This is a genomic window from Asanoa sp. NPDC049573, assembly GCF_040676615.1.
In the GTDB taxonomy this organism is placed as follows: Bacteria; Actinomycetota; Actinomycetes; order Mycobacteriales; family Micromonosporaceae; genus Asanoa.
Genome location: NZ_JBFAPI010000024.1, coordinates 1 through 19636, shown reverse-complemented (window position 1 = coordinate 19636; position 19636 = coordinate 1). Strand labels below are relative to the sequence as shown.

Genomic DNA, 19636 nt, shown 5'->3' with positions numbered 1-19636 from the left:
GGCGCAAAGGGGTAGCCTGCCCCACATGGCGGACTCCTCCACCCAGTCGATCCAGATCGACGCCACCCCGGCGCAGGTCGCGGCGGTGATTTGCGACTTCGTGCGCTACCCGCAGTGGACGACGGCGATGCAGTCGGCCGAGGTGGTCGAGGAATACGAAGACGGCTACGCCAGCCAGGTGCGCTTCGTGATCGACGCCGGCGTGCTGATGGACGAATACACCCTGCAATACGAGTACGCCGAGGACATCTCGCGCATCGAATGGCATCTGGTCGCCCCCTCGAAGATGCAGAAGACGCAGAACGGCTCCTACGACATCGAACCGGTCGGCGACGACGCGAGCGAGGTCACCTACACGCTCGAGGTCGACCTGGCGGTGGGCATGCTTGGCATGTTCCGCAAGAAAGCCGAAAAGATGATCATGGACGCCGCGCTGAAGCAGCTCAAGGGACGGGTGGAGTCGCTCTACCCGCGCGACTGACAGGAACACGGATGGCACCGCAACCCGACCCATCGTCCGCCCGCGGCGAGGCCGAGCGCCTCGTCGCGACCGCGCTCGCCATGGCCCGCCGGGCCGCCAACGAAGGCCCGGGCCTCGCGGCCGGCCTCGGCGCGCTCGGCTCGCTCACCGACGTCCTGTCCGGGGCGTTCGGGCAGAACCATCACCCGTCCGGGGGTACGACCGGAGGCGGGCCACGGGTCGCCACCGGTGATCCGGAGTGCTGCGTCTGCCCGATCTGCCGGGTGATCGTGGCGTTGCGGGACCCGAGCCCGGAGTTCGCCGAGCGGCTGGCGACGGGTGCCGGCGACTTCGCCGCCGGGGTGGCCAGCCTGTTGCGAGCGGTCAACAGCTCCAGCGCGGTCCGCGAGCAGCCGCCGCCGGCACCGGCGCCGCGCTTCTCCGACGACGAGATCTGGCGCGCGGCCACCCGTACCCGCGATGATGTCGCTCCGGCCTCCGCGGCCGGTGACGTATGGGCGGCGGCCACCGCCGGGGGCGGGGCAGCCGACGACGAGGTCGAGACCCCGCCCAAACCCACCAAACCGATGGCCCGCAAGGCCGTCAAGCGAACGGCGCCGCCGGCGCCACGGTCCGACGACGACGCCTGAGCGCGTCGCCGGACGGAAAGCACAGCAGAGGGGAGCGGCAGCGGTGACGCTGACCATCGGAGTCGACGTCGGCGGCACAAAGGTCGCCGGCGGGGTGGTCGACGAGAACGGCACGATCGTGGCGACCATCCGGCGGGACACCCCGGCCGACGACGTCGCCCGCACCCGCGACACGATCGTCGAGGTCGCCGCCGAACTCGCCGCCAGCCACCCGGCCACCGCGGTCGGCATCGGCGCGGCCGGCTGGATCGACGCGTCCCGCTCGACCGTGCTGTTCGCCCCCAACATCGCCTGGCGCGACGAGCCGCTGCGCGACTACGTCAGCGACAAGGTCGGCCTGCCGGTCATCGTGGAGAACGACGGCAACGCCGCGGCCTGGGCCGAGTTCCGGCACGGCGCCGCGCACGACGCCGAAGACTCGATGGTGATGTTCACCATCGGCACCGGGGTCGGCGGAGCCATCGTGCTCGGCGGCGAACTGGTCCGCGGCACCAACGGCATCGCGGCCGAACTCGGCCACATGGGCCTGGTGCCGGGCGGCCACAAGTGCGGCTGCGGCCGGCTCGGCTGCATCGAGCAGTACGCCAGCGGCAACGCCCTGGTCCGGTTCGCCCGGGCCGGCGCCCGCCAGGAGCCGCACCGGGCGCCACGGTTGCTCGGGTTGGCCGGCGGCGAGCCGGACCGGATCAACGGCCCGATGGTCACCGCGGCGGCCCGCGACGGCGACGACGTCTCCCGCGAGGCGTTCGCCCAGATCGGCAGCTGGCTGGGCATGGGCCTGGCCGACATGGTCCAGGTGCTCGACCCGCAGGTGCTGGTCGTCGGGGGCGGCGTGGTCGACGCCGGTGAGTTGCTGATGGGCCCGGCCCGCGAGTCCTACCAGGAGTCGCTGGCCCAGCGCGGCCGCTGGCCCGTCGCCGACCTGCGGGTCGCCAAGCTCGGCAACAGCGCCGGCATGGTGGGCGCCGCCGACCTGGCCCGCCGCCGGTGAGCGCCCGCCTGAGGGTCGTTTCTTACAACATCCACAGCTTCAAGGACGATCTCGGCGCGCTCGCCGCGGTGGTGGCCGACCTCGCACCCGACGTGCTGATCGTGCAGGAGGGCGCCCGCCGGTTCCGCTGGCGGCAGAAGAACGCGGCCCTGGCCGACCGGCTGCGGATGGTGGTCGGCGGCGGCGGCCTGTGGTCGCTGGGCAACCTGGTGCTGACCACGCTGCGGGTCCGCGTGCTGGAGACCCGCGACCTGCGGTTCCCGCTGGTGCCGGGCCACCACATGCGCGGCGCGGTGTTCGCCACCTGCGAGGTGCCCGGCGCCCGGTTCGTCGTCACCGGCTCGCACCTGTCCACCGACGCCGCGGTCCGGCCCACGCAGGGCGCGGCCTGGCGGGCGGCGATCGGCGGCTACGACCTGCCGGTGATCGCGGCCGGTGACCTCAACGCCGAGCCGGGCGAGCCGACCTGGGGCGTGCTGGCCGACGGCCTGCACGTGGCCGGCATGGCACCGACCCACCCGGCGTCGGGCCCGACGCGACAGATCGACGGTGTCTTCGTCGACAAGCGGGTCGAGGTGACCAGCTTCCGGGTGGTCGACACTCCGATGGCCAGGCGGGCCAGTGATCATCTGCCGATTGCCGTCGATCTGGTGGTACCTGACTAGACAGAACCGGCCGGGAGTCGGAAGGATCGCACGGTGTCCCCCTCCACGGCCAACGACCGCTTCGACCCTTCGACCACCCTCTGGCGTGACGGCCGCCCGGTCTACGACCGCCGCGACACCGTCTGCGTGGTCGGCGCCGGCGCCAGCGGCCTGGCCGCCGTCAAGAACCTGCGCGAGCACGGGTTCGGCGTCGACTGCTACGAGCGGGAGACCAGCGTCGGCGGGGCGTGGAACTGGCGGCACGACCGCAGCCCGGTCTACGCCAGCACGCACCTGATCTCGTCGAAGCCGTTCACCCAGTTCCCCGACTTTCCGATGCCCGACGCCTGGCCGGACTACCCGCACCACAGCCAGTTGCTGTCCTACCTGGAGCGCTACGCCGACCACTTCGACCTCAAGCCGCACGTGTGGTTCGGCACCGAGGTGGTCAAGGTCGAGCCGGCCGACGACACCAGCTGGGACGTGACCACCCGCAGCAGCGGCGGATACGGCTCGGAGCGCACCCACCGCTACCTGGCCGTGGTGGTCGCCAACGGGCACAACTGGGCGCCCAAGGTGCCGGCCTACGAGGGCATCGACGAGTTCCGCGGCCAGACCCTGCACGCCTCGGCCTACAAGGACGCCAAGGCGTTTTCCGGCCGCAAGGTGCTGGTGGTCGGCGGCGGCAACACCGGCTGCGACATCGCGGTCGAGGCGGCCACGGCCGCCGGCCAGACCTGGCACTCCACCCGGCGCGGCTACTGGTACCTGCCGAAATACCTGCTCGGCCGCCCGACCGACCAGGTCAACGACCGGATGCTGGCGGCCGGGCTCCCGCTCGGGATGCGGCAGTGGCTGGCCGCCCGCACGCTGCGGCTCACCGTCGGCGACCAGAGCCGGTTCGGGCTGCCCAAGCCCGACCACAAGGTCTTCGAGACCCACCCGATCGCCAACAGCCAGCTGATCTACCACCTCGGCCACGGCACGATCACGCCGGTGCCCGACATCCGGCGCTTCCACCGCGGCTCGGTCGAGCTGACCGACGGCCGCCACATCGAGCCCGACGTGGTCGTCTTCGCCACCGGCTATCTGCCGCGCTTCGAGTTCCTGGCGCCCGAGATCCTCGGTGCCGACGAGCACGGCCGGCCCACCCTCTACCTGCACGCGTTCCCGCGGGAGCATCCGACGCTCGCCGTCGCCGGGCTGCTGCAGCCCGACTCCGGGCTCTTCCCCCTCGTGCACTGGCAGACGGTGCTGATCGCCCGCTGGCTCCGGCTGCGCGACCGCGACCTGACCCGGGCCGCGGCGTTCTGGTCGCGCGCGTCGGCCGACGTGGGCAAGCGGTGGAACCGGGCCCGGGTCAAGGACTCCACCCGGCACTGGTTCGAGGTCAGCCACCTCGACTACCTGAAGGCCCTGCAGGGCGCTCTCGACGAGCTCACACCGGCGACCGCGACGGCAAGGAGTGCGCGATGACCTCGGTCCGGATCATCCGTACCCGCGACTGGGCCGACCCGGTCCCACCGGCCCGCCGCGAGGTGCGCACCGCGACGCCGGAGTTGCCCGACGACACCAAGCCGCCGGTGCTGTTCGTGCCCGGCTTCGGGCACGGCGCGTGGGCGTTCGCGGAGCACTGGCTCGAGCACGCCGCCGGCCGCGGTTTCGCCGTGCACGCGGTCAGCCCGCGCGGCCACGGCGGCAGCGAGCCGGCACCGCGCGCGACGCTACGGGCCTACGCCCACGACGTGGTGCAGGTCGCGGCGTCCCTGCCGCACCAGGCGGTGCTGGTCGGCCACGGCGCCGGCGCGCTGGTGGTGGCGCACGCGCTGGCGCGCTACCCGGCCCGGGCCGGGGTGCTGGCAGCCCCGGTGTTCGGCGGCTGGGCGACGCTCGGCCTGGCGCTGAAGCACAACCCGTTCGGCACCCTGCCGGCGGCGTTCGGCGGCCGGTTGCGGCTGACCCGGCGGCAACTCTTCAGCCGCGACCTGCCCGACGCGGCGGCCCGCGGCTACCTGGGCCGGGTCGGCCACGCCTCCGCCCGCGCGCAGTGGGAGTTGCTGCGCGCCCGCGCGCCGGAGCAGCCGGTCGGTGACCCGCCGGTGCTGGTGGTCGGCACGCCCGACGACCGGGTCGTGCCGCGCACCGCGCTCGACACGGTGGCCCGCCGCTACGGCGGCGCGCCGCTGCTGTTCCCGGGCATGGGCCACGACCTGATGCTGGACGCCCGCTGGCAGGAGCCGCTCGACGCCATCCTCGACTGGCTGGAGAAGGGCGACCACTGAGCCGTGGCCGCCCTCCGACCTCAGCGGTAGACGCCGAACTCCCAGAGCGAGTAGCCGTACGCCGTCGCGCGCGTCTGCCCGTTCATCCGGATATATCGCCCGGTCCCGTTGACCACGAGGTCGTCGAAACCGCCGTTGCCGGACGTGGTCGCGTACACCGTTGTCCAGTTCGTTCCGTCGGTCGAGGTCTGCACCTGGTAGCCCGTGGCGTAGGCCGCCTCCCACGCCAACCGCACGCGGTTGAACGACTGCACCGAGCCGAGGTCGACCTGCACCCAGGCCGTCGGCACCCACTCGCTGGCCCACCGGGTGTTGTAGTCGCCGTCGACGGCGTACGCCGGTAGCTGCGGGCCGTTGGTGCCGGTCGGCTGGTAGGTGGAGGCGGTCACCGGCCGGCCGCGGGCGATGTTGGTGCCCGGGACGGTCGGCGGCACGACCTTGAACGAGCGCTGCTCGATGCCCACGTTGCCCTGGCCGTCGAACGCGTAGACGTAGACCTTCCAGACCCCGAGTTGCTCCGGCGCGCGCACCGAGAACTGGCCGTTGCCGGTCTCCGTGAACGTGACGTTGGAGAAGCCGGTGCCGCCGGTCACGTACTTGTTGCTGAACATCAGGTTGTATCTGATCAGGTCGCCCTGCGGGTCGGTGGCGGCCACCGAGACCGGGAACGTGCCGCCCGCCGGCACGGCCGTCTGCGAGCCGACCGTCATGGTGGTGATCTCCGGCGGCGTGTTGGCCGACGGCTGGCCCGTGTAGGCCTGCCGCAGGGCGTGGAAGCCCAGCCGCCGCCAGCCACCGGTGGTCACGTTGAGCCAGACGCCGCCGAAGTCGTTCTCCAGTCCGTAGTGGAACTCGGTGGCGCCGAGCGCGACGCCCGGATGTGACCTGATGGCGGCCCAACTCGCGGCGTAGCCGGCGCGCTTCTCCAGGTCGGTCGGCTCGTCGGGCACGCCGTTGACGTCGTTGGGCACCTCCCACTCGCCGTCCGGCCCGGCTTCGGTGACGATGTAGGGCTTGGTGTAGCCACCGGCGATCCAGTCGCCCTTGACGCCGCCGATGGCGCCGTAGGAGTTGACCGCGAGCAGGTCCAGGGCCGGCGAGTAGGGCTTGTAGTAGGTCCACGCGTGCGTGTAGGCGTCGGTCGAGGTGACCGGGTGGTTCGGGTCGGCCGCGTGGATCGCGACGGCGACCTCGTTGACGAACCTGGCGTACGCCACCCGCCGCGCCTCCACCACGTCCGGCGCCAGCCCGTGGTCCTGCATGGTCAGGATGACCTCGTTGCCGACGTCCCACATGAGCACGCCCGGCTTGCCCTTGAGCGCGTTGACCCGGGCCACGATCTCGGCCTTGACGGTGTTCTTGTAGGCCGTGTCGTTGACATAGTCGGCGCCCTGGTTGAGCCAGTGCCCGACGATCACCTTGACCCCGTGCCGGGCGGCGGTGTCGAGCAGCACCGGCGTCTGCGCGTCGTCGACACCCCAGGTCCGGATGGTGTTGACGCCGGCGTTGGCCAGGTCGCGCAGATAGCCGTCGGCGGCGCCCTGCGGCGGGCCGTAGGTCAGCCCGCGCACCTCCCACGGCGCCCCGTTGACCTGGAGCTGCCAGTTGCCCTGCGTGCCGGTGACCTGCACGACGCTGGGCCCGGCCGGCACCGGCGGGTCGGTCATCGCCGGCGGTGTCGTGCCGGTGGCCCGGGCGACGGTCACCGAGTCGACGCTGAGCACGCCGCCCGAGGTGGTGTCCGGCGTCGGGACGGTGAAGCCGGCGATCCCGCTCGGGTAGAGCCCGCCGATGGCCAGGTCGAAGCGCAGGTAGAAGCCATGGTGTACGGCGGCGTTCCAGGCCGTGACGCCCACCTGGCTCTCCCGCACCACCCAGGTCTGCCGCCCGTCGAGGTAGAACCGGATCTCCTCGTCGGTCCTGGTGCGGTCGACCACCTGGCTGTACTCGTGGTAGCCGGTCTGGCACCCGGTGCACGACGCCAGCCCGCTGGTGCGGCCGTTGTACTCGGCACACGGCCCGTCGGGCGCGGTGCCGCAATGCAGCGTCTGCGACAACTGGTTGCGGCCGTTGACGCCGCTCATGATGTCGGTCTCGCCGATGCCCGGCCAGTTGGTGAAGTTGCCGCGGAACGCGGCGCCGGTGGCCCGGAACGCCGGCCAGTAGCCGAGACCGTTGGCCACGTCGGGCTGCTTGAGCACGGCGCTGAACCGGGTGAGCTGACCCGCCTGCGGCGTGAAGTCGGCCCGCTGCGTCTCGATCCGGCCGGAGGTCCAGTTGCCCGCGCCGTCCCTGGTGGCCCGGATGGAGAGCCGGCCGGCGCCGTCGAGGCCGACGTTGGCGGTCGACGCGCTGGCGGTCTCGACCGAGCCGGTTCCCCAGTTGGCCGCGCCGCCGGGGTACTGCGTGCCGGTGCGGAGCAGCCAGTTGGCCGCCGACGGTGAGGTGTTGGCCGGCCCGGTGAAGTCGTCGCTCCAGACGGTCTGCCAGGTGCCGGGATCGGGGTCGGGCGGCGTGGTGGTGCCACCGGTGGTGAACACCTTGAGCTCCCACAGCGAGTAGCCGTAGCCGGAGCCGCGGGCGGTGCCGTACATCCGGAGGTAGCGGCCGGTGCCGGTCACGTTCAGCGTCTGCGTGCCGCCGGCGCCGGTCGTGGTCGTGTAGATGTCGGTCCAGGCGTTGCCGTCGGCCGAGGTCTGGATCTGGAACGCGCGACCGTACGCCCCCTCCCACTGCAACACGACCTGGCAGATGCTCTGGCTGGAGCCGAGGTCCACCCTGATCCACTGTGGATCGGCGAACAGGCTCGACCAGCGGGTGCCGGGGTCGCCGTCGACGGCCATGGTCGCCGCGACGCCGGCGCCCTCGACCGAGGAGGCGGTCGCCGGGCGGCCCTGCGCCGCGTTGGTGGTGCCGCAACCGCTCGGGCTTCCGGCGAAGCTGCCGTGCACCTGGAACTCCCACAGCGAGTAGCCGTAGCCGCTGTTGCGGACGGTGCCGTACATCCGGACGTACCGGCCGGACCCGGTGACCGGCAGCGTCTGCACGCCGCCCGGCCCGGTCGTGGTGGTGTAGACGTCGGTCCAACTGGTGCCGTTGGCCGAGGTCTGGATCTGGAACGCCTTCGCCGAGGCGCCCTCCCAGTTGAGGGTGATCTGGGTGATGGTGGCGGTCGCGCCGAGGTCGACCTGGATCCACTGCGGATCCGACCAGGCCGAGCCCCAGCGCGTGCCGGCGTTGCCGTCGACCGCGGCGCCGGCGGAGAGGTCGGCGCCCTGCGTGGACGACGCCGTAGCGGGTTTGCCCTGGGAGATGACGGCGTCGGCGGCGCTGGCCGGGGACGCGACGACCGCCACCGGTGTGACGGCGAGCGCGAGGGTCGCGACGGCCGCGAGGAGGCGGGACGGGGCGGTGTTCACAGGTGCCCTGCCTTTCGGAGTGGGGACGGGACTCCGTTGGAGAGCGCTCTCCAGTCGGTGCAGTGTCGCGCCCGGATTTCATCGATGTCAAGCCATGCGTCTTGACAGGTTCGCGGGGGTGCCGCAGCCTGGATGGCGATTGGAGAGCGCTCTCCAGAGAGGTGGTCCGGCTTGGACACGATCGCGGCGCCCGCGGCTTCGACCGGGACCGGCGTGCGGTTCCCGTCGACGTTCTGGTGGGGAGCGGCCACCGCCGCCTACCAGATCGAGGGCGCGGTGACCGAAGACGGCCGGGTCCCGTCGATCTGGGACACGTTCGCGGCGCGGCCCGGCACGATCGCCGGCGGCGACACGGGCGAGCAGGCGACCGACCACTATCACCGGTGGGCCGGCGACGTCGACCTGATGGCCTCGCTGGGGCTGACCGCCTACCGGTTCTCGGTCGCCTGGCCGCGCGCCGCCAACCTCGACTTCTACGACCGCCTGGTTGACGCCCTGCTCGCACGCGGGATCCACCCGGTCGCCACGCTCTACCACTGGGACCTGCCGCAGTGGGTCGACGACGCCGGCGGCTGGGCCAACCGTGACACGGCCTACCTGTTCGCCGAGTACGCGGGGCTGGTCGCGGCCCGGCTCGGTGACCGCGTCGCGATGTGGAACACCCTCAACGAGCCGTGGTGCTCGGCGTTCCTCGGCCACGGCATCGGCGTGCACGCGCCCGGCCGGCGCGACGACCCCTTCGTGGCCGCACACCACCTGCTGCTGGCCCACGGGCTGGCGGTGCCCGTGCTGCGCGGCGCGTCGCCCGGTTCGACGGTCGGCATCGCGCTCAACGCGGGAACGGTGCGGCCGGTCACCGACGCCGCTGCCGACGTCGACGCCGCCCGCCGGATCGACGGCCTGCTCAACCGGATCTTCTTCGACCCCGTGCTGCGCGGCGACTATCCCGCCGACGTGGTGGCGGACACGGCGGCGTTCACGGACTGGGGGTTCGTCCGGCCCGGTGACCTCGCGACGATCAGCGCGCCGATCGACGCGGTCGGGGTCAACTACTACCAGCCCGACCTGGTCGGCGCGGCGCCCGCGCCGGTCGCGGACGGCAGCCCCTACCCGACCGGCGGTCAGGTGGTGCACCACCCGGTGCCCGGCCCGGTGACCGACATGGGTTGGCCGATCGACCCGACGGGCCTGCGCGACATGCTGGTGCGGGTGACCGCCGACTACGGACCGATTCCGTTGTACGTGACGGAGAACGGCGCCGCCTTCGTCGACACGGTGCTCGACGGGCGGGTGGCCGACCCGGCCCGGATCGACTATCTGCGGGCCCACCTGGCCGCCGCGCACGAGGCGATCTCGGCCGGTGTCGACCTGCGCGGTTACTTCGCCTGGTCGCTGCTCGACAACTTCGAATGGGCGTTCGGGTACGGCAAGCGCTTCGGCCTCGTACACGTGGATTATGAGACCTTTGCCCGCACCCCGAAGGACAGCGCGCTCTGGTATCGCGACGTCATCCGCCGCGGCGGCCTCTAGGCCGTCAGGCGCGCGGCCAGCGTGCCGGTGCGGTCGAGCGCCAGCAGGTAGCTGCGGGCCCAGGCGCGGATGTCGTGCACCCGCAGGTGTTCGCGCATCGCGCGCATGCGTTCCTCGACGTCGTCGGGGCCGGCCTTCATCGCGTCCATCAACACCGCCTTGAGGCCGTCGAGGTCGTGCGGGTTGCACAGATAGGACTGCGGGAACTCGGCCGCCGCGCCGGCGAACTCGCTCAACACGAGCGCGCCGGTGTCGTCGACGCGGGACGCCACGTATTCCTTGGCGACCAGGTTCATCCCGTCGCGCAGTGGGGTGACGGCCATGATGTTGGCGACCCGGTAGAGGGCCGCCAGCTCGGCCCGGTCGAACGGCTGGTTGAGGTAGTGGATGGCCGGCTCGCCGACCCGGCCGTATTCGCCGTTGATCCGGCCCACCTCGCGCTCGACCCGTTCGCGCAGCGCCTTGTATTGCTCCACGCGCTCGCGGCTCGGCACGGCCACCTGCACCAGCACCGCGTCGCGGACCTTGATCTGGCCGCTGTCGAGCAGCTCGCTGTAGGCCTTGAGCCGCTGCTCGATGCCCTTGGTGTAATCCATCCGGTCGACCGACAGGATCACGTGCTTCGGGTCGCCCAGATCGCGGCGCAGCCGGCGGGCCCGGGCCACGACCGCGGGACTCGCGGCCAGCGACTCCATGTCGGCCGTGTCGATCGAGACCGGGAACGCGCCGACCCGCACGATCCGGTCGTCGACCGCGATCCGCCGGTCGCTGGCCTGCAGGCCGAGGACCTTGACGCAGAGCTGGGCGAAGTTGTGCGCGGCCTGGGCGCGTTGGAACCCGACCAGGTCGGCGCCGAGCATCCCGCGCAGCAACTCGGCCCGGCGGGGGAGTTGCATGAACAGTTCCGGCGGCGGGAACGGCACGTGCATGAAGAACCCGATGGTCAGGTCGGGCCGCAGCTCGCGCAGGATGCCGGGGACGAGTTGCAGGTGGTAGTCCTGCACCCAGACCACCGCGCCCGGCTCGGCCAGCGCCGCGGCCGCGTCGGCGTAGCGCTGGTTGATCCGCTGGTAGGCCTCCCACCAGCGCCGGTGGTAGACGGGCTGCTCGACCGCGTCGTGGTAGAGCGGCCAGAGCGTGGCGTTGGCGAACCCCTCGTAGTGCTCGGCGATGTCGTCGGTGCTCAGCGGCACCGAGTGCATGTGGACACCGTCGATGTCGGGCACCTGCCGTGCCGGCCCGGTCTGCCCGGCCCAGCCGACCCAGGTCCCGGGGCTGCGGCGCAGGATCGGATGCAGGGCACTGACCAACCCACCGGGCGACCGCCGCCACTCACAGGCGCCATCGGGCGCGATGCTGTCATCGACGGGCAGGCGATGTGCGACGACCACGAAAGCGCTTCTACGCATGGGGCAGCAGGCTCCGCTCAGCGGTGGCGAGGGGCTTCGTCACCATTCCTACTGACGCCACGTTACGCGACGATTACCACCTGGCGTGTCGCGGGTGACCCTTAGTGTCCTATTTATACAGAATGAAGGGTTTACGCGGGGGTACGGGTCGCGCCGTCTCTGGTTGCGGTTTGGGTCCGGGGAGGGTGTCATGCGCTGGAGCTGTGCACAGGATTCGTGGCCGGGTGGCTCAGGTCGGCTTCCGCCGCGCCGTGTCGAACCGGATGCGCCCGACGATGTGGCGCAGATGATCATTGGTTCGAGCTGGGTGCCGGTTGGTGAGCTGATTTTCGGCTTTGCGCCCGGTGGGCGAACCTCCGACGGGGCTCCACGAAGATCTTGTGGTTGTGACACCGCGGGGAGCGGCCAATGGACTGTGTCCAACGGACCGTGACCGCACTCGCGGCCGGTGACCGCAACCACCGACGGCCAGAAGCCGAAAGAGGAAACCGGAACCGATCGTGGGACGGAATGACGACTAAACCCGCGCCCCGTCAGACGGGTCGTAGTCGTCGTCGTTGCCGTGGCGCAGGCGGGAGATCAGGGTGATGAAGCCCGCCAGGATGGCCAGGAACCCGATGACCGTGACGATCGCGCGGTCGATCGGGATCAGCTCGGGGGCCAGGAACAGGACGAAGCCGACGATGATGCCGAGCAGGCCGGCCACCGCGTACTTGGAGATGCGGGGGAGCGGCGGCGGGGGCGGCGGGGTGTAGCCCTCGTCGTCGGTCGGCTCACCGGGCAGGGCGTCGCCGAAGGTGTCGAGGCCGTCGAGCAGGCTTGGGCCGCCGTCGTCGGTGCGGGGGCTCAGGGACACGCCGGAGAAGTCGGTGGCCGACGGGCGGCGGGCCGGTGGCGACGGGGGCGGGTCGGCCGGGCGGGTCGGGTCGGCCTGGACGGTCAGGGTGCCGGCGGTCGGGTCGGGGAGGTTTTCGGCGGCCGGCCATGGCGGGGCCGCGGCAGGCTCGGGTTCCTGGTCGTAGCCGGCGATGATTTTGGCCCAAGCGGCCTCGACGTCGGGGTCGTGGCCGTTCGTCCGTTGCGGCGGCTCTTCCTCGGAGGCCAGCTTGGCCAGGTAGCCGCGGGCGGTCTCGAGGTGGGCGCTGTCGACGTAGAGGCGGTCGACCGGCCTGGGCGGCATGGTCGTGGTGCGGGTCACCGGGTTGAGGTCGGACGACGGTTGGAGGTAGGCGGCGATGCCGCCGGCACCCAGCACGTCGAGGAGGTGCTCTCCGACTCGTGGGTCGACGTCGCCGGCAACGGCGAAGTCGGCCGCGTCGAGACCGTTGTCCCGCCGGCCACGGCGGGCGCCACCCGCAGACACCGCATCCCCTCCTGACTGCGCGCCGGGGATCGCCCGCGCGCCGTGCCGCCAATCGTGACACGCGCGCCGCCGGTTCCAGTAGTCCGTTGTGGCATGGCGTACGCGCTTCGTAGGCTCAATGTCGTAGCGTCAGGTCGGTGGGCTCGAGGGGGAAGGACATCAGTTGCTCTACTGGCTGCTGAAGTACGTGATCCTCGGCCCGTGGCTACGACTGGTCTTCCGCCCGGTGGTCGAGGGGCGTGACAACGTCCCGGCGACCGGTCCCGCGATCATCGCCAGCAACCACCTGTCGTTCTCCGACTCGATCTTCATGCCGTTGGAGGTTCGGCGAAAAGTCACTTTCGTGGCGAAAGCCGAGTATTTCACCGGCAAAGGGATCAAGGGCTGGCTGGTCAAGATGTTCTTCGTCGGCACCGGCACGATCCCGGTCGACCGCTCCGGTGGCCGGGCCGCCCAGGCCGCGCTCGACACCCAACTCCGGGTGCTGCGCGCCGGCAATCTGGCCGGCATCTATCCCGAGGGCACCCGTTCGCCCGACGGCCGCCTCTACCGCGGCAAGACCGGTGTGGCGCGGCTCGCGCTGCTCAGCGGCGCCCCGGTGATTCCGGTTGTGATGCTCAACGCAGACGAGATCCAGCCACCCGGCAAGGTGCTTCCCAAGATCAAGCGGGTACGCATCCGGTTCGGCGAGCCGATCGACTTCTCCCGCTACGCGGGCATGTCCGGTGACCGGTTCGTCGAACGGGCGGTGACAGACGAGATCATGTACGAGCTGATGGAGCTCTCCGGCCGCGAGTACGTCGACATCTACGCGCAGAAGGCGAAGAACCTGGCCGCGCGGGTGCCGGCGCCGGCCGAGAAACCGACGGCCGTCGCGGCGTAGGCCTAGCTGGCCAGCGTCGCCTCCGGCGTCGGGCTGCCGGTCAACCTGAGCAGCCCGGGCGCCCGGTTGCGGCTGGCGAACGCCCGCACTTCGGTCAGCGCCACTTCGGCCGCGGCGCTCTCGCCGGCGACCAGGAAGCTGCGGGCGGCCAGCGCCAGGGCCAGCATCCGGTCGGTCACGTCGGGGATCTGCCCGTAGATGCCGGCCGCCGCGGCGTAGAGCTGGCCGGCCCGGCCGGGGTCGTCACCGGCCGCGGCCAGCGCCGCGCTGACGATCCGCAGCGCCGCCTCGGCCCACGGGGTGCGGTGGCTGACCCGGTCGAGCATGCCGCGCACCCGCACGGCCGCGGCCCGGCCGGTCAGCGCCGCCGCGAACGCCGCCGCCGAGACCCACTCGCCGCTGGCCAGCGCCGGCACTGTCGACCACGACTCGGCCAGCTCGTCGAGCAGCTCGCCGGCCTCCTCGGTGCGGCCCTGCAATGCGCGGACCTGGGCGGTCAACCCGAGGGTGGTCCAGCGCGGCCGGTAGAAGCCGCCGGTGCGCGCGGTCTCCAGCGCATCGCCGACGTCGTCGGTGTCGCCGACGGTCGGCACCGGCTGGTCGCGCAGCACCCGCAGGCAGGCGCGCAGGCCGCGGACCTGGATGTCCCAGCGCCCGTCGGGGGTGTCGACGAACGCGTCGGCGGCCGCGAGCAGCCGGTCGAACTCGCCGGCGAAGTAGGCCCGCATGGCCTCGCCCGAGAAGCCGGTGTTGAGCGTGTGCCCGCCCTGCACGTTGCTGGCCGCCTCGGAGAGCAGCTCCTTGGAGCGCACCCAGTCGCCCTCTTCACTGAGCGCGTAGGCCAGGTTCTGGATCGCCCGGTTGAGCGCCAGCAGCCCGTGTGCCCGGCAGAACTCGGTCACCGCGTAGAGCTCGGCCAGCGCCCCCCGGTCGCCGGCCTGGTAGAGCGACATCGCGACGGTGATCCGGGCGTTGGTGCGGGTCTCCACGCTGCCCAGCCGCTCGGCGATGTCGGCGGCCGCGCCGGCCGCGGCGATCGCCGGGTCGCGCTCGTAGTTGAGCATGTGCAGCCGGCCCAGCTCGGCGTAGGCGTCGGCCTTCTCGGTGCTGTCGGGGACACCGTCGAACAGCTCGACCGCCCGGTCCAGGCAGGACAGTGCCGCCCGCCGGTCGGTGCGCAACCAGGCCGCCTGGCCGAGCAGGGTCCAGGCCCGGGCCGCGCTGGCCGCGTCCTTTTCCGCGTAGAGCCGGTCGGCCAGCGTGACGAGCTGGTCGGGCCCGCCGCCGGTGAGGAACTCGGCGCGGTCGCGGTAGAAGGTGATCTCGGTGCGCAGCAGCTCGAGCTGGAGGCGGCCGACCGGATCGGACTGGTCGGCCAGGGACAGCGCGCGCTCCACGTGGTTGGCGCCGGCGTCGAGCGCGTGCAGGGCGTAGGCCCGGCGGGCGGCCCGGTGCAGCGCCTCGCGGGCCGGCGGCGCGAACGGGCTCGGGTCGACGCCGAGCGTGCGGGCGATCTCGTGGGCGGCCCAGCGGTGGTGGGCCAGCACCTCGGCCAGGTCGGTGTCGCGGCTGCGGGACAGCGCGTCGAGCCAGTCGGCGGTCCGTTCGTGCCGGGCGACCCGCTCGGTGCGCGGCAGCCGCTGGTAGCAGACGTCGCGGACCAGCACGTGGCCGAACCGGAACTCGGGCTGACCGGCCATCGTGGACGTCGACTGCTCGTGCACGAAGTCGCGCTGCTCCAGCCGGCGCAGCGACCGCTCGACCGACTCGACGTTGCGGCCCAGCGCCGCGGCGACCGCGCCCGGCCAGAAGACCATGCCGACGACCGAGGCGGCGAACAGCACCGTGCGGTCCTTCGGGTCGAGCAGGTCGACGCGGTTGGCGATGACCGCGTGCACGCTGTCGGGCATCGGCAGGTCGAGCCGCTTCTCCAGCGACCAGCCCCGGCCGGACTGCCGCAACGCGCCCTGCTCGATCAGCATCCGCACGTATTCGTGTGCGTAGAGCGGGTTGCCGTCGGCGAGCTCGACCAGCGGGCTGAGCATGTCGGCGGAGAACGCGGCCTGGCCGAACATGTGCGCGTAGAGGGTCGCGATGCCGGTGGCCCGCAACGGCGGCAGGGTGATGGTCAGCGAGCCGCCGAGCGACCCCGCCCAGCCCGGGTCGCGGTCGGCCAGTTCGGGCCGTGCGGTGCAGAGGATCAGCAGGGGTACGTCGCGGGAGGACGCGCCGAGCAACTCGACGAAACGCAGCATGCTCTCGTCGGCCCAGTGCAGGTCTTCGAAGACGAGCACGGTCGGCCGGCGCGCGGCCAGCGCCACCAGGAACCGCCGCCAGGCGGACTCGGCCTCCTCGGCCGCGAGCCGGTTGGCGGGCAGCCCGACCAGCGGGCGCAGCGCGTCGATCAGCCGCTCGGCCTCGCCGGCGCCGACCAGGTCGGTGACGGCCTTGGTGAGCCGCTGCGCCGCCGCCTCGGCCGGGTCGGTGTCGAGGATGCCGGCCTCGGCCTTGACGATGTCGGCCAGCGCGGCGAACGCCACGTTCTCCCCGAACGGCGGGCAGCGACCGGTGCGCCAGGTGACCGGGTCGTCGATCAGCCGCTCGGCGTGCTTGAGCAGCTCGCGGACCAGCCGGCTCTTGCCGATGCCGGCCCGGCCGAACACCGTGACCACCTGCGGCAGCTTGTCGCGCAGTGACCGGTGCAACGCGTTGACCAGCAGCCCGAGCTCGTGCTCGCGGTCGACCAGCGGGGTCGAGTCGGGTTCCTTGTCGACGTGTTGCCGGCGGCGCGGCGCCACGGCCAGCCAGACCTCGGTCGGCGTGGACCGGCCGCGCAGGGTGACCGCGGGCTGGTCCTGGTAGCGGACCGCGTCCTTGGTCAGCGCGTAGGTGCTGCCACAGACCAGCACGCCGCCGGGCGGTGCCGCCGACTGCAGCCGGGACGCCGTGTTGACCACGTCGCCGGCGACGATGGCCTGGCCGCCGTCGCGGGCCGCGGCCACGTCGACCAGCGCCTCGCCGGTGGCCACGCCGACCCGGAAGCGCATGCCGACCGCGTCGGCGCCGTCGGGCGCGAACCGGGCCAGCACCCGTTGCAGCTCGAGGCCGGCGCGGACGCAGCGCAGCGGGTCGGTCTCGGTGGCGACCGGGGCGCCGAACAGCGCCATCACCGCGTCGCCGATGTATTTCTCGACCACGCCGCCGTATTGCCCGACCACCCGGCGGGCGGCCGAGAAGAAGCCGTTCTGCATGGCCCGGACCTGCTCGGGGTCGGCCCGCTCGGCGTAGGGCGTGAAGTCGATCAGGTCGACGAAAAGGACGCTGACCCGGCGCCGGTCCTCCTGTTGCTCGCTGCGCGTCTCACCCCGCGGGCCGCCGTCGCGCGGCGTGCCGCAGTTGGTGCAGAACGAGGCGTCGGCGTTGATCGGGCGGCCGCACTGACGGCACGGCGGAGCCAGCTCGGCACCGCAACCGCCACAGAACCGGTCGTTCTCGGCGGGGGTCCGGCCGCACCGGGAGCAGGCAGCGGAGATGGCGGAACTCCCTCGCGATTCCATCGGTCAAGGGCTCGCAGCGTACCGAGCGGAGGTGACTGTCAGGAACTGTCCTGTTGGCTAGTGGACAGTCCATATCGGCTGGCCGTGGGTAGAGTCGGCGCGGCCGAGATCGACTCATGAAGGAGTGCTGCGATGGTTTTCGTCCGGTTGGAGAAAGACTGGACCGACAGTTCCGGTGTCGAGCACGCCGCGGGGGCGAGCGTCGACGTCGACGCCGCCACCCTGGCCCAGCTGCAGGCCAAGGGGATCGTGGGCGACGGTGCCGAGGCGCAGGGCTGGGTCGGCCCGACGTCGTCGCCGGAAGACGTGAAGGCGCAGGGCTGGGTCGGCCCGACGGCGCCGCCCGAAGACGTGAAGGCGCAGGGCTGGGTGGGGCCGACGGCGCCGCCGGCGGACACCAAGCCGCAGGGCTGGGTCGGCCCGACCGGCACCGACGCCTGACCGATCCGCGGCCCGGGGCCCCTGGCGACACGCTCGCCGGGGGCTTCGGTGACTCAGCGGTCGGGCATCCCGGCGCGGCGGCGGAGGGCGGCCACGTCGGTGACGACGATCCGCCGGCCCTCGGTGCGCAGCCAGCCGCGGTTGGCGAACGAGCCGATCGCCTGGTTGACGCTCTGCCGCGAGCCGCCGGCCATCTCGGCGAGCTGGCTCTGGTTGAGCTCGATGGTGATCATCGGCGCCTGGCTCTCGCCGGCCAGCCGGACCAGCGTCTTGGCCACCCGGCCGGGCAGGTCGAGGAAGACGTGGTCGGCGTTCTGCTCGGTGAGCCGGCGGATCAGCGCGCCCAGCGAGCGCATCACCGCGTCGAGGATCCGCGGGTTGGAATGCACCAACTCCATGAACGCCGAGCGGGACAGCGCGAGCGCGGTGCAGTCTTCGATCGCCTCGGCCGAGGTCGACCGGGTCGAAGCGTCCAACAGGGACACCTCGCCGAGCGTCCCGGGTGGACGGACGACGGAGAGCACGGCCCGCTCGCCGGTCGGGGCGGTGACGAACACCGCGACGGCACCCCGGCGCAGGATGATCAGCGACTCACCCGGGTCGTTCTCGACGAACAGCAGCTGACCCTTGCGATACGTGCGGGGAACAGCGGCCGCGATGACCCGCTGCCGCACCTCGGGCTCGAGCCCGGCGAACAGCTCGACCCCCGTCAGAGCGTCGCCAGGATCTGGCAGGCGACCCTCCACGGCCTGACCCCTCCCTAGGACACATCCCAGTGACCGGCCCATTGGCCGGCAACACATCAGATCATGTCGTTCCTGTCGCGTGCTGTACACCCCTCAAATCGCTTCCGTGACAGTCCCGTGTTGTCCGTTCGGGCAGGCTGACTGCTAGACCCGCTGCTGGTGGGGGCCAATACGGGGGAACGGCGGGCCGGCAGGGGGTGGGGGCGGACCGGTCGGAGGAGATCACTGGGGGGTGTCTCTTCCGGCCGTTCGCTCATTTCCCGGACCGCGCGACCACCAGCGGCGCATAATTCCGCACCGTGGCAGACGACGACGCGGTTGCGCTCGCAGCCCTGCGCGGTGGATGGCAACACGTGCCGTCCCGCCTCGATCCGGTGTCGCTCGGCGGCACCGCGGCGACCACCTGGGTGGCCACCGTCGCCGGCGCCTGTCACCTGGTGACCCGGGTGCCGCTCGGCAAGCGGCTGCGGCTCGAGGCCGGGCTCGCCGCCGTGCAGTATCTCGCCGAGCGGGGGCTGCCCGCGGGTGAGCCGGTCCGCACGCTCTCCGGCGCGCTGGTCGCCGAGCACGCCGGCGCCGCGTACGCCATGGTCCGTTGCCCGCCCGGCCGTCCGCTGGTCCCGCGCGACCCGATCGACCAGCAGTGGTGGGGCGACGCACTGGCCCGGTTGCACGCCGGGATGGACGGCTTTGCGCACGCCGGCCTCGCGCCCTGGCACCGGGTCCGGGCCGACGCGCCGCACCTCGACGCCGAACCCTGGCTGCGCCCCGCGGTCGCGACCGCCTGCGCCGCGCTGACCCGGCTGACCGTCACCGACCGGCTCAGCTACGGGGTGCTGCACGGCCGGCCGCGCGCCGCGGCGTTCCGCCTCGACCCGGCGACCGGCCGCACCGCGGTGCTCTGCTGGGGGCCGGCGGCGACCGGGCCGCTGGTCGCCGACCTCGCGGCCGCGGTCACCCACGCGCGCGACGAGCCCACCACCGAACTCGTCGAGGGCTACGCCGCGGCCGGCGCGGTGTCCCGCGACGAGATCGACGCGGCGCTGCCGGTGCTGCTCCGCTTCCACTGGGCGGCCAGGGCCGACGCCGCCGCCCGCAGGCTGGCCGCGGTGCCCTCGGACGGTGCCGCGCGGGCGACGCTGACCGCCGCCCGCGCGCCGCTCACTGCCTAGGTGTACTGCCCAGGGACGTTGGTCAACCTGGTGATGGGTGGCCGGCCGCCGACGGCGGTGTGGGGCCGGTGGTGATTGTAGTGATGGAG

Annotated in this window: 15 protein-coding genes; 10 read left to right on the top strand and 5 right to left on the bottom strand. The window is 72.4% G+C overall.

Annotated features, from left to right (window positions below; all coding sequences use genetic code 11):
• Window positions 1-25 precede the first annotated feature (25 nt).
• The 6 genes from AB0J74_RS34430 to AB0J74_RS34405 are packed head-to-tail and all read left to right on the top strand — an operon-like array spanning window position 26 to window position 5027.
• Window positions 26-481: an SRPBCC family protein gene (locus tag AB0J74_RS34430; protein ID WP_363455907.1), complete on the top strand. Its 456-nt coding sequence runs from the start codon at window positions 26-28 to the stop codon at window positions 479-481.
• Window positions 482-492: 11 nt separating this feature from the next.
• On the top strand, window positions 493-1110 hold the full coding sequence (locus tag AB0J74_RS34425; protein ID WP_363455904.1) for a hypothetical protein: 618 nt from the start codon (window positions 493-495) through the stop codon (window positions 1108-1110).
• 43 nt (window positions 1111-1153) lie between these two features.
• A complete protein-coding gene (locus AB0J74_RS34420; protein WP_363455901.1) occupies window positions 1154-2101 on the top strand; it encodes an ROK family glucokinase in 948 nt (315 codons plus the stop codon).
• A complete protein-coding gene (locus AB0J74_RS34415; RefSeq protein WP_363455898.1) occupies window positions 2098-2766 on the top strand; it encodes an endonuclease/exonuclease/phosphatase family protein in 669 nt (222 codons plus the stop codon). Before AB0J74_RS34420 ends, AB0J74_RS34415 begins: the two co-directional genes overlap by 4 nt.
• Before the next feature lie 33 nt (window positions 2767-2799).
• On the top strand, window positions 2800-4221 hold the full coding sequence (locus AB0J74_RS34410; RefSeq protein WP_363455895.1) for an NAD(P)-binding domain-containing protein: 1422 nt from the start codon (window positions 2800-2802) through the stop codon (window positions 4219-4221).
• Window positions 4218-5027: an alpha/beta fold hydrolase gene (locus tag AB0J74_RS34405; protein WP_363455892.1), complete on the top strand. Its 810-nt coding sequence runs from the start codon at window positions 4218-4220 to the stop codon at window positions 5025-5027. Before AB0J74_RS34410 ends, AB0J74_RS34405 begins: the two co-directional genes overlap by 4 nt.
• A gap of 20 nt (window positions 5028-5047) precedes the next feature.
• Here the strand turns inward: AB0J74_RS34405 and AB0J74_RS34400 are convergent, their stop codons facing one another.
• The gene (locus AB0J74_RS34400) at window positions 5048-8446 is read right to left on the bottom strand and encodes a discoidin domain-containing protein (RefSeq protein ID WP_363455889.1); all 3399 of its coding nucleotides are present in this window, start codon (window positions 8444-8446) and stop codon (window positions 5048-5050) included.
• Between the two features lie 171 nt (window positions 8447-8617).
• Here AB0J74_RS34400 and AB0J74_RS34395 point away from each other — a divergent pair, with 171 nt between their 5' ends.
• Window positions 8618-9976, top strand: coding sequence for a GH1 family beta-glucosidase (locus AB0J74_RS34395; RefSeq protein ID WP_363455886.1), 1359 nt, complete (start codon window positions 8618-8620; stop codon window positions 9974-9976).
• Here AB0J74_RS34395 and AB0J74_RS34390 read toward each other — a convergent pair.
• Both AB0J74_RS34390 and AB0J74_RS34385 read right to left on the bottom strand, forming a co-directional pair.
• Window positions 9973-11385, bottom strand: coding sequence for a trehalose-6-phosphate synthase (locus AB0J74_RS34390; RefSeq protein WP_363455883.1), 1413 nt, complete (start codon window positions 11383-11385; stop codon window positions 9973-9975). The two genes, AB0J74_RS34395 and AB0J74_RS34390, sit on opposite strands and share 4 nt — an antisense overlap.
• Before the next feature lie 517 nt (window positions 11386-11902).
• Entirely contained in the window at window positions 11903-12748 is an 846-nt protein-coding gene (locus AB0J74_RS34385) for a DUF308 domain-containing protein (protein ID WP_363455880.1), read from the bottom strand.
• A gap of 163 nt (window positions 12749-12911) precedes the next feature.
• Between AB0J74_RS34385 and AB0J74_RS34380 the strand changes: the two genes are divergently transcribed.
• Entirely contained in the window at window positions 12912-13631 is a 720-nt protein-coding gene (locus AB0J74_RS34380; protein WP_363455878.1) for a lysophospholipid acyltransferase family protein, read from the top strand.
• Between the two features lie 2 nt (window positions 13632-13633).
• Here AB0J74_RS34380 and AB0J74_RS34375 read toward each other — a convergent pair whose 3' ends face one another.
• A complete protein-coding gene (locus AB0J74_RS34375) occupies window positions 13634-17188 on the bottom strand; it encodes an adenylate/guanylate cyclase domain-containing protein (protein WP_363455875.1) in 3555 nt (1184 codons plus the stop codon).
• 132 nt (window positions 17189-17320) lie between these two features.
• On the opposite strand from AB0J74_RS34375, the gene AB0J74_RS34370 reads away from it, so the two are divergent.
• A complete protein-coding gene (locus AB0J74_RS34370; RefSeq protein WP_363455872.1) occupies window positions 17321-17629 on the top strand; it encodes a hypothetical protein in 309 nt (102 codons plus the stop codon).
• A gap of 53 nt (window positions 17630-17682) precedes the next feature.
• On the opposite strand, the gene AB0J74_RS34365 is transcribed toward AB0J74_RS34370, so the two are convergent.
• Window positions 17683-18375, bottom strand: coding sequence for a Crp/Fnr family transcriptional regulator (locus AB0J74_RS34365; RefSeq protein WP_116074968.1), 693 nt, complete (start codon window positions 18373-18375; stop codon window positions 17683-17685).
• Between the two features lie 299 nt (window positions 18376-18674).
• Between AB0J74_RS34365 and AB0J74_RS34360 the strand changes: the two genes are divergently transcribed.
• Window positions 18675-19547, top strand: coding sequence for a phosphotransferase (locus tag AB0J74_RS34360; protein ID WP_363455868.1), 873 nt, complete (start codon window positions 18675-18677; stop codon window positions 19545-19547).
• The last annotated feature ends 89 nt before the right edge of the window (window positions 19548-19636 follow it).

Bases quoted from the DNA above. Each gene is read 5' to 3' on its own strand.
- AB0J74_RS34430 (WP_363455907.1), top strand. From the start codon at position 26: ATGGCGGACTCCTCCACCCAGTCGATCCAGATCGACGCCACCCCGGCG.
- AB0J74_RS34425 (WP_363455904.1), top strand. From the start codon at position 493: ATGGCACCGCAACCCGACCCATCGTCCGCCCGCGGCGAGGCCGAGCGC.
- AB0J74_RS34405 (WP_363455892.1), top strand. From the start codon at position 4,218: ATGACCTCGGTCCGGATCATCCGTACCCGCGACTGGGCCGACCCGGTC.
- AB0J74_RS34390 (WP_363455883.1), bottom strand. From the start codon at position 11,385: ATGCGTAGAAGCGCTTTCGTGGTCGTCGCACATCGCCTGCCCGTCGAT.
- AB0J74_RS34375 (WP_363455875.1), bottom strand. From the start codon at position 17,188: ATGGAATCGCGAGGGAGTTCCGCCATCTCCGCTGCCTGCTCCCGGTGC.
- AB0J74_RS34370 (WP_363455872.1), top strand. From the start codon at position 17,321: ATGGTTTTCGTCCGGTTGGAGAAAGACTGGACCGACAGTTCCGGTGTC.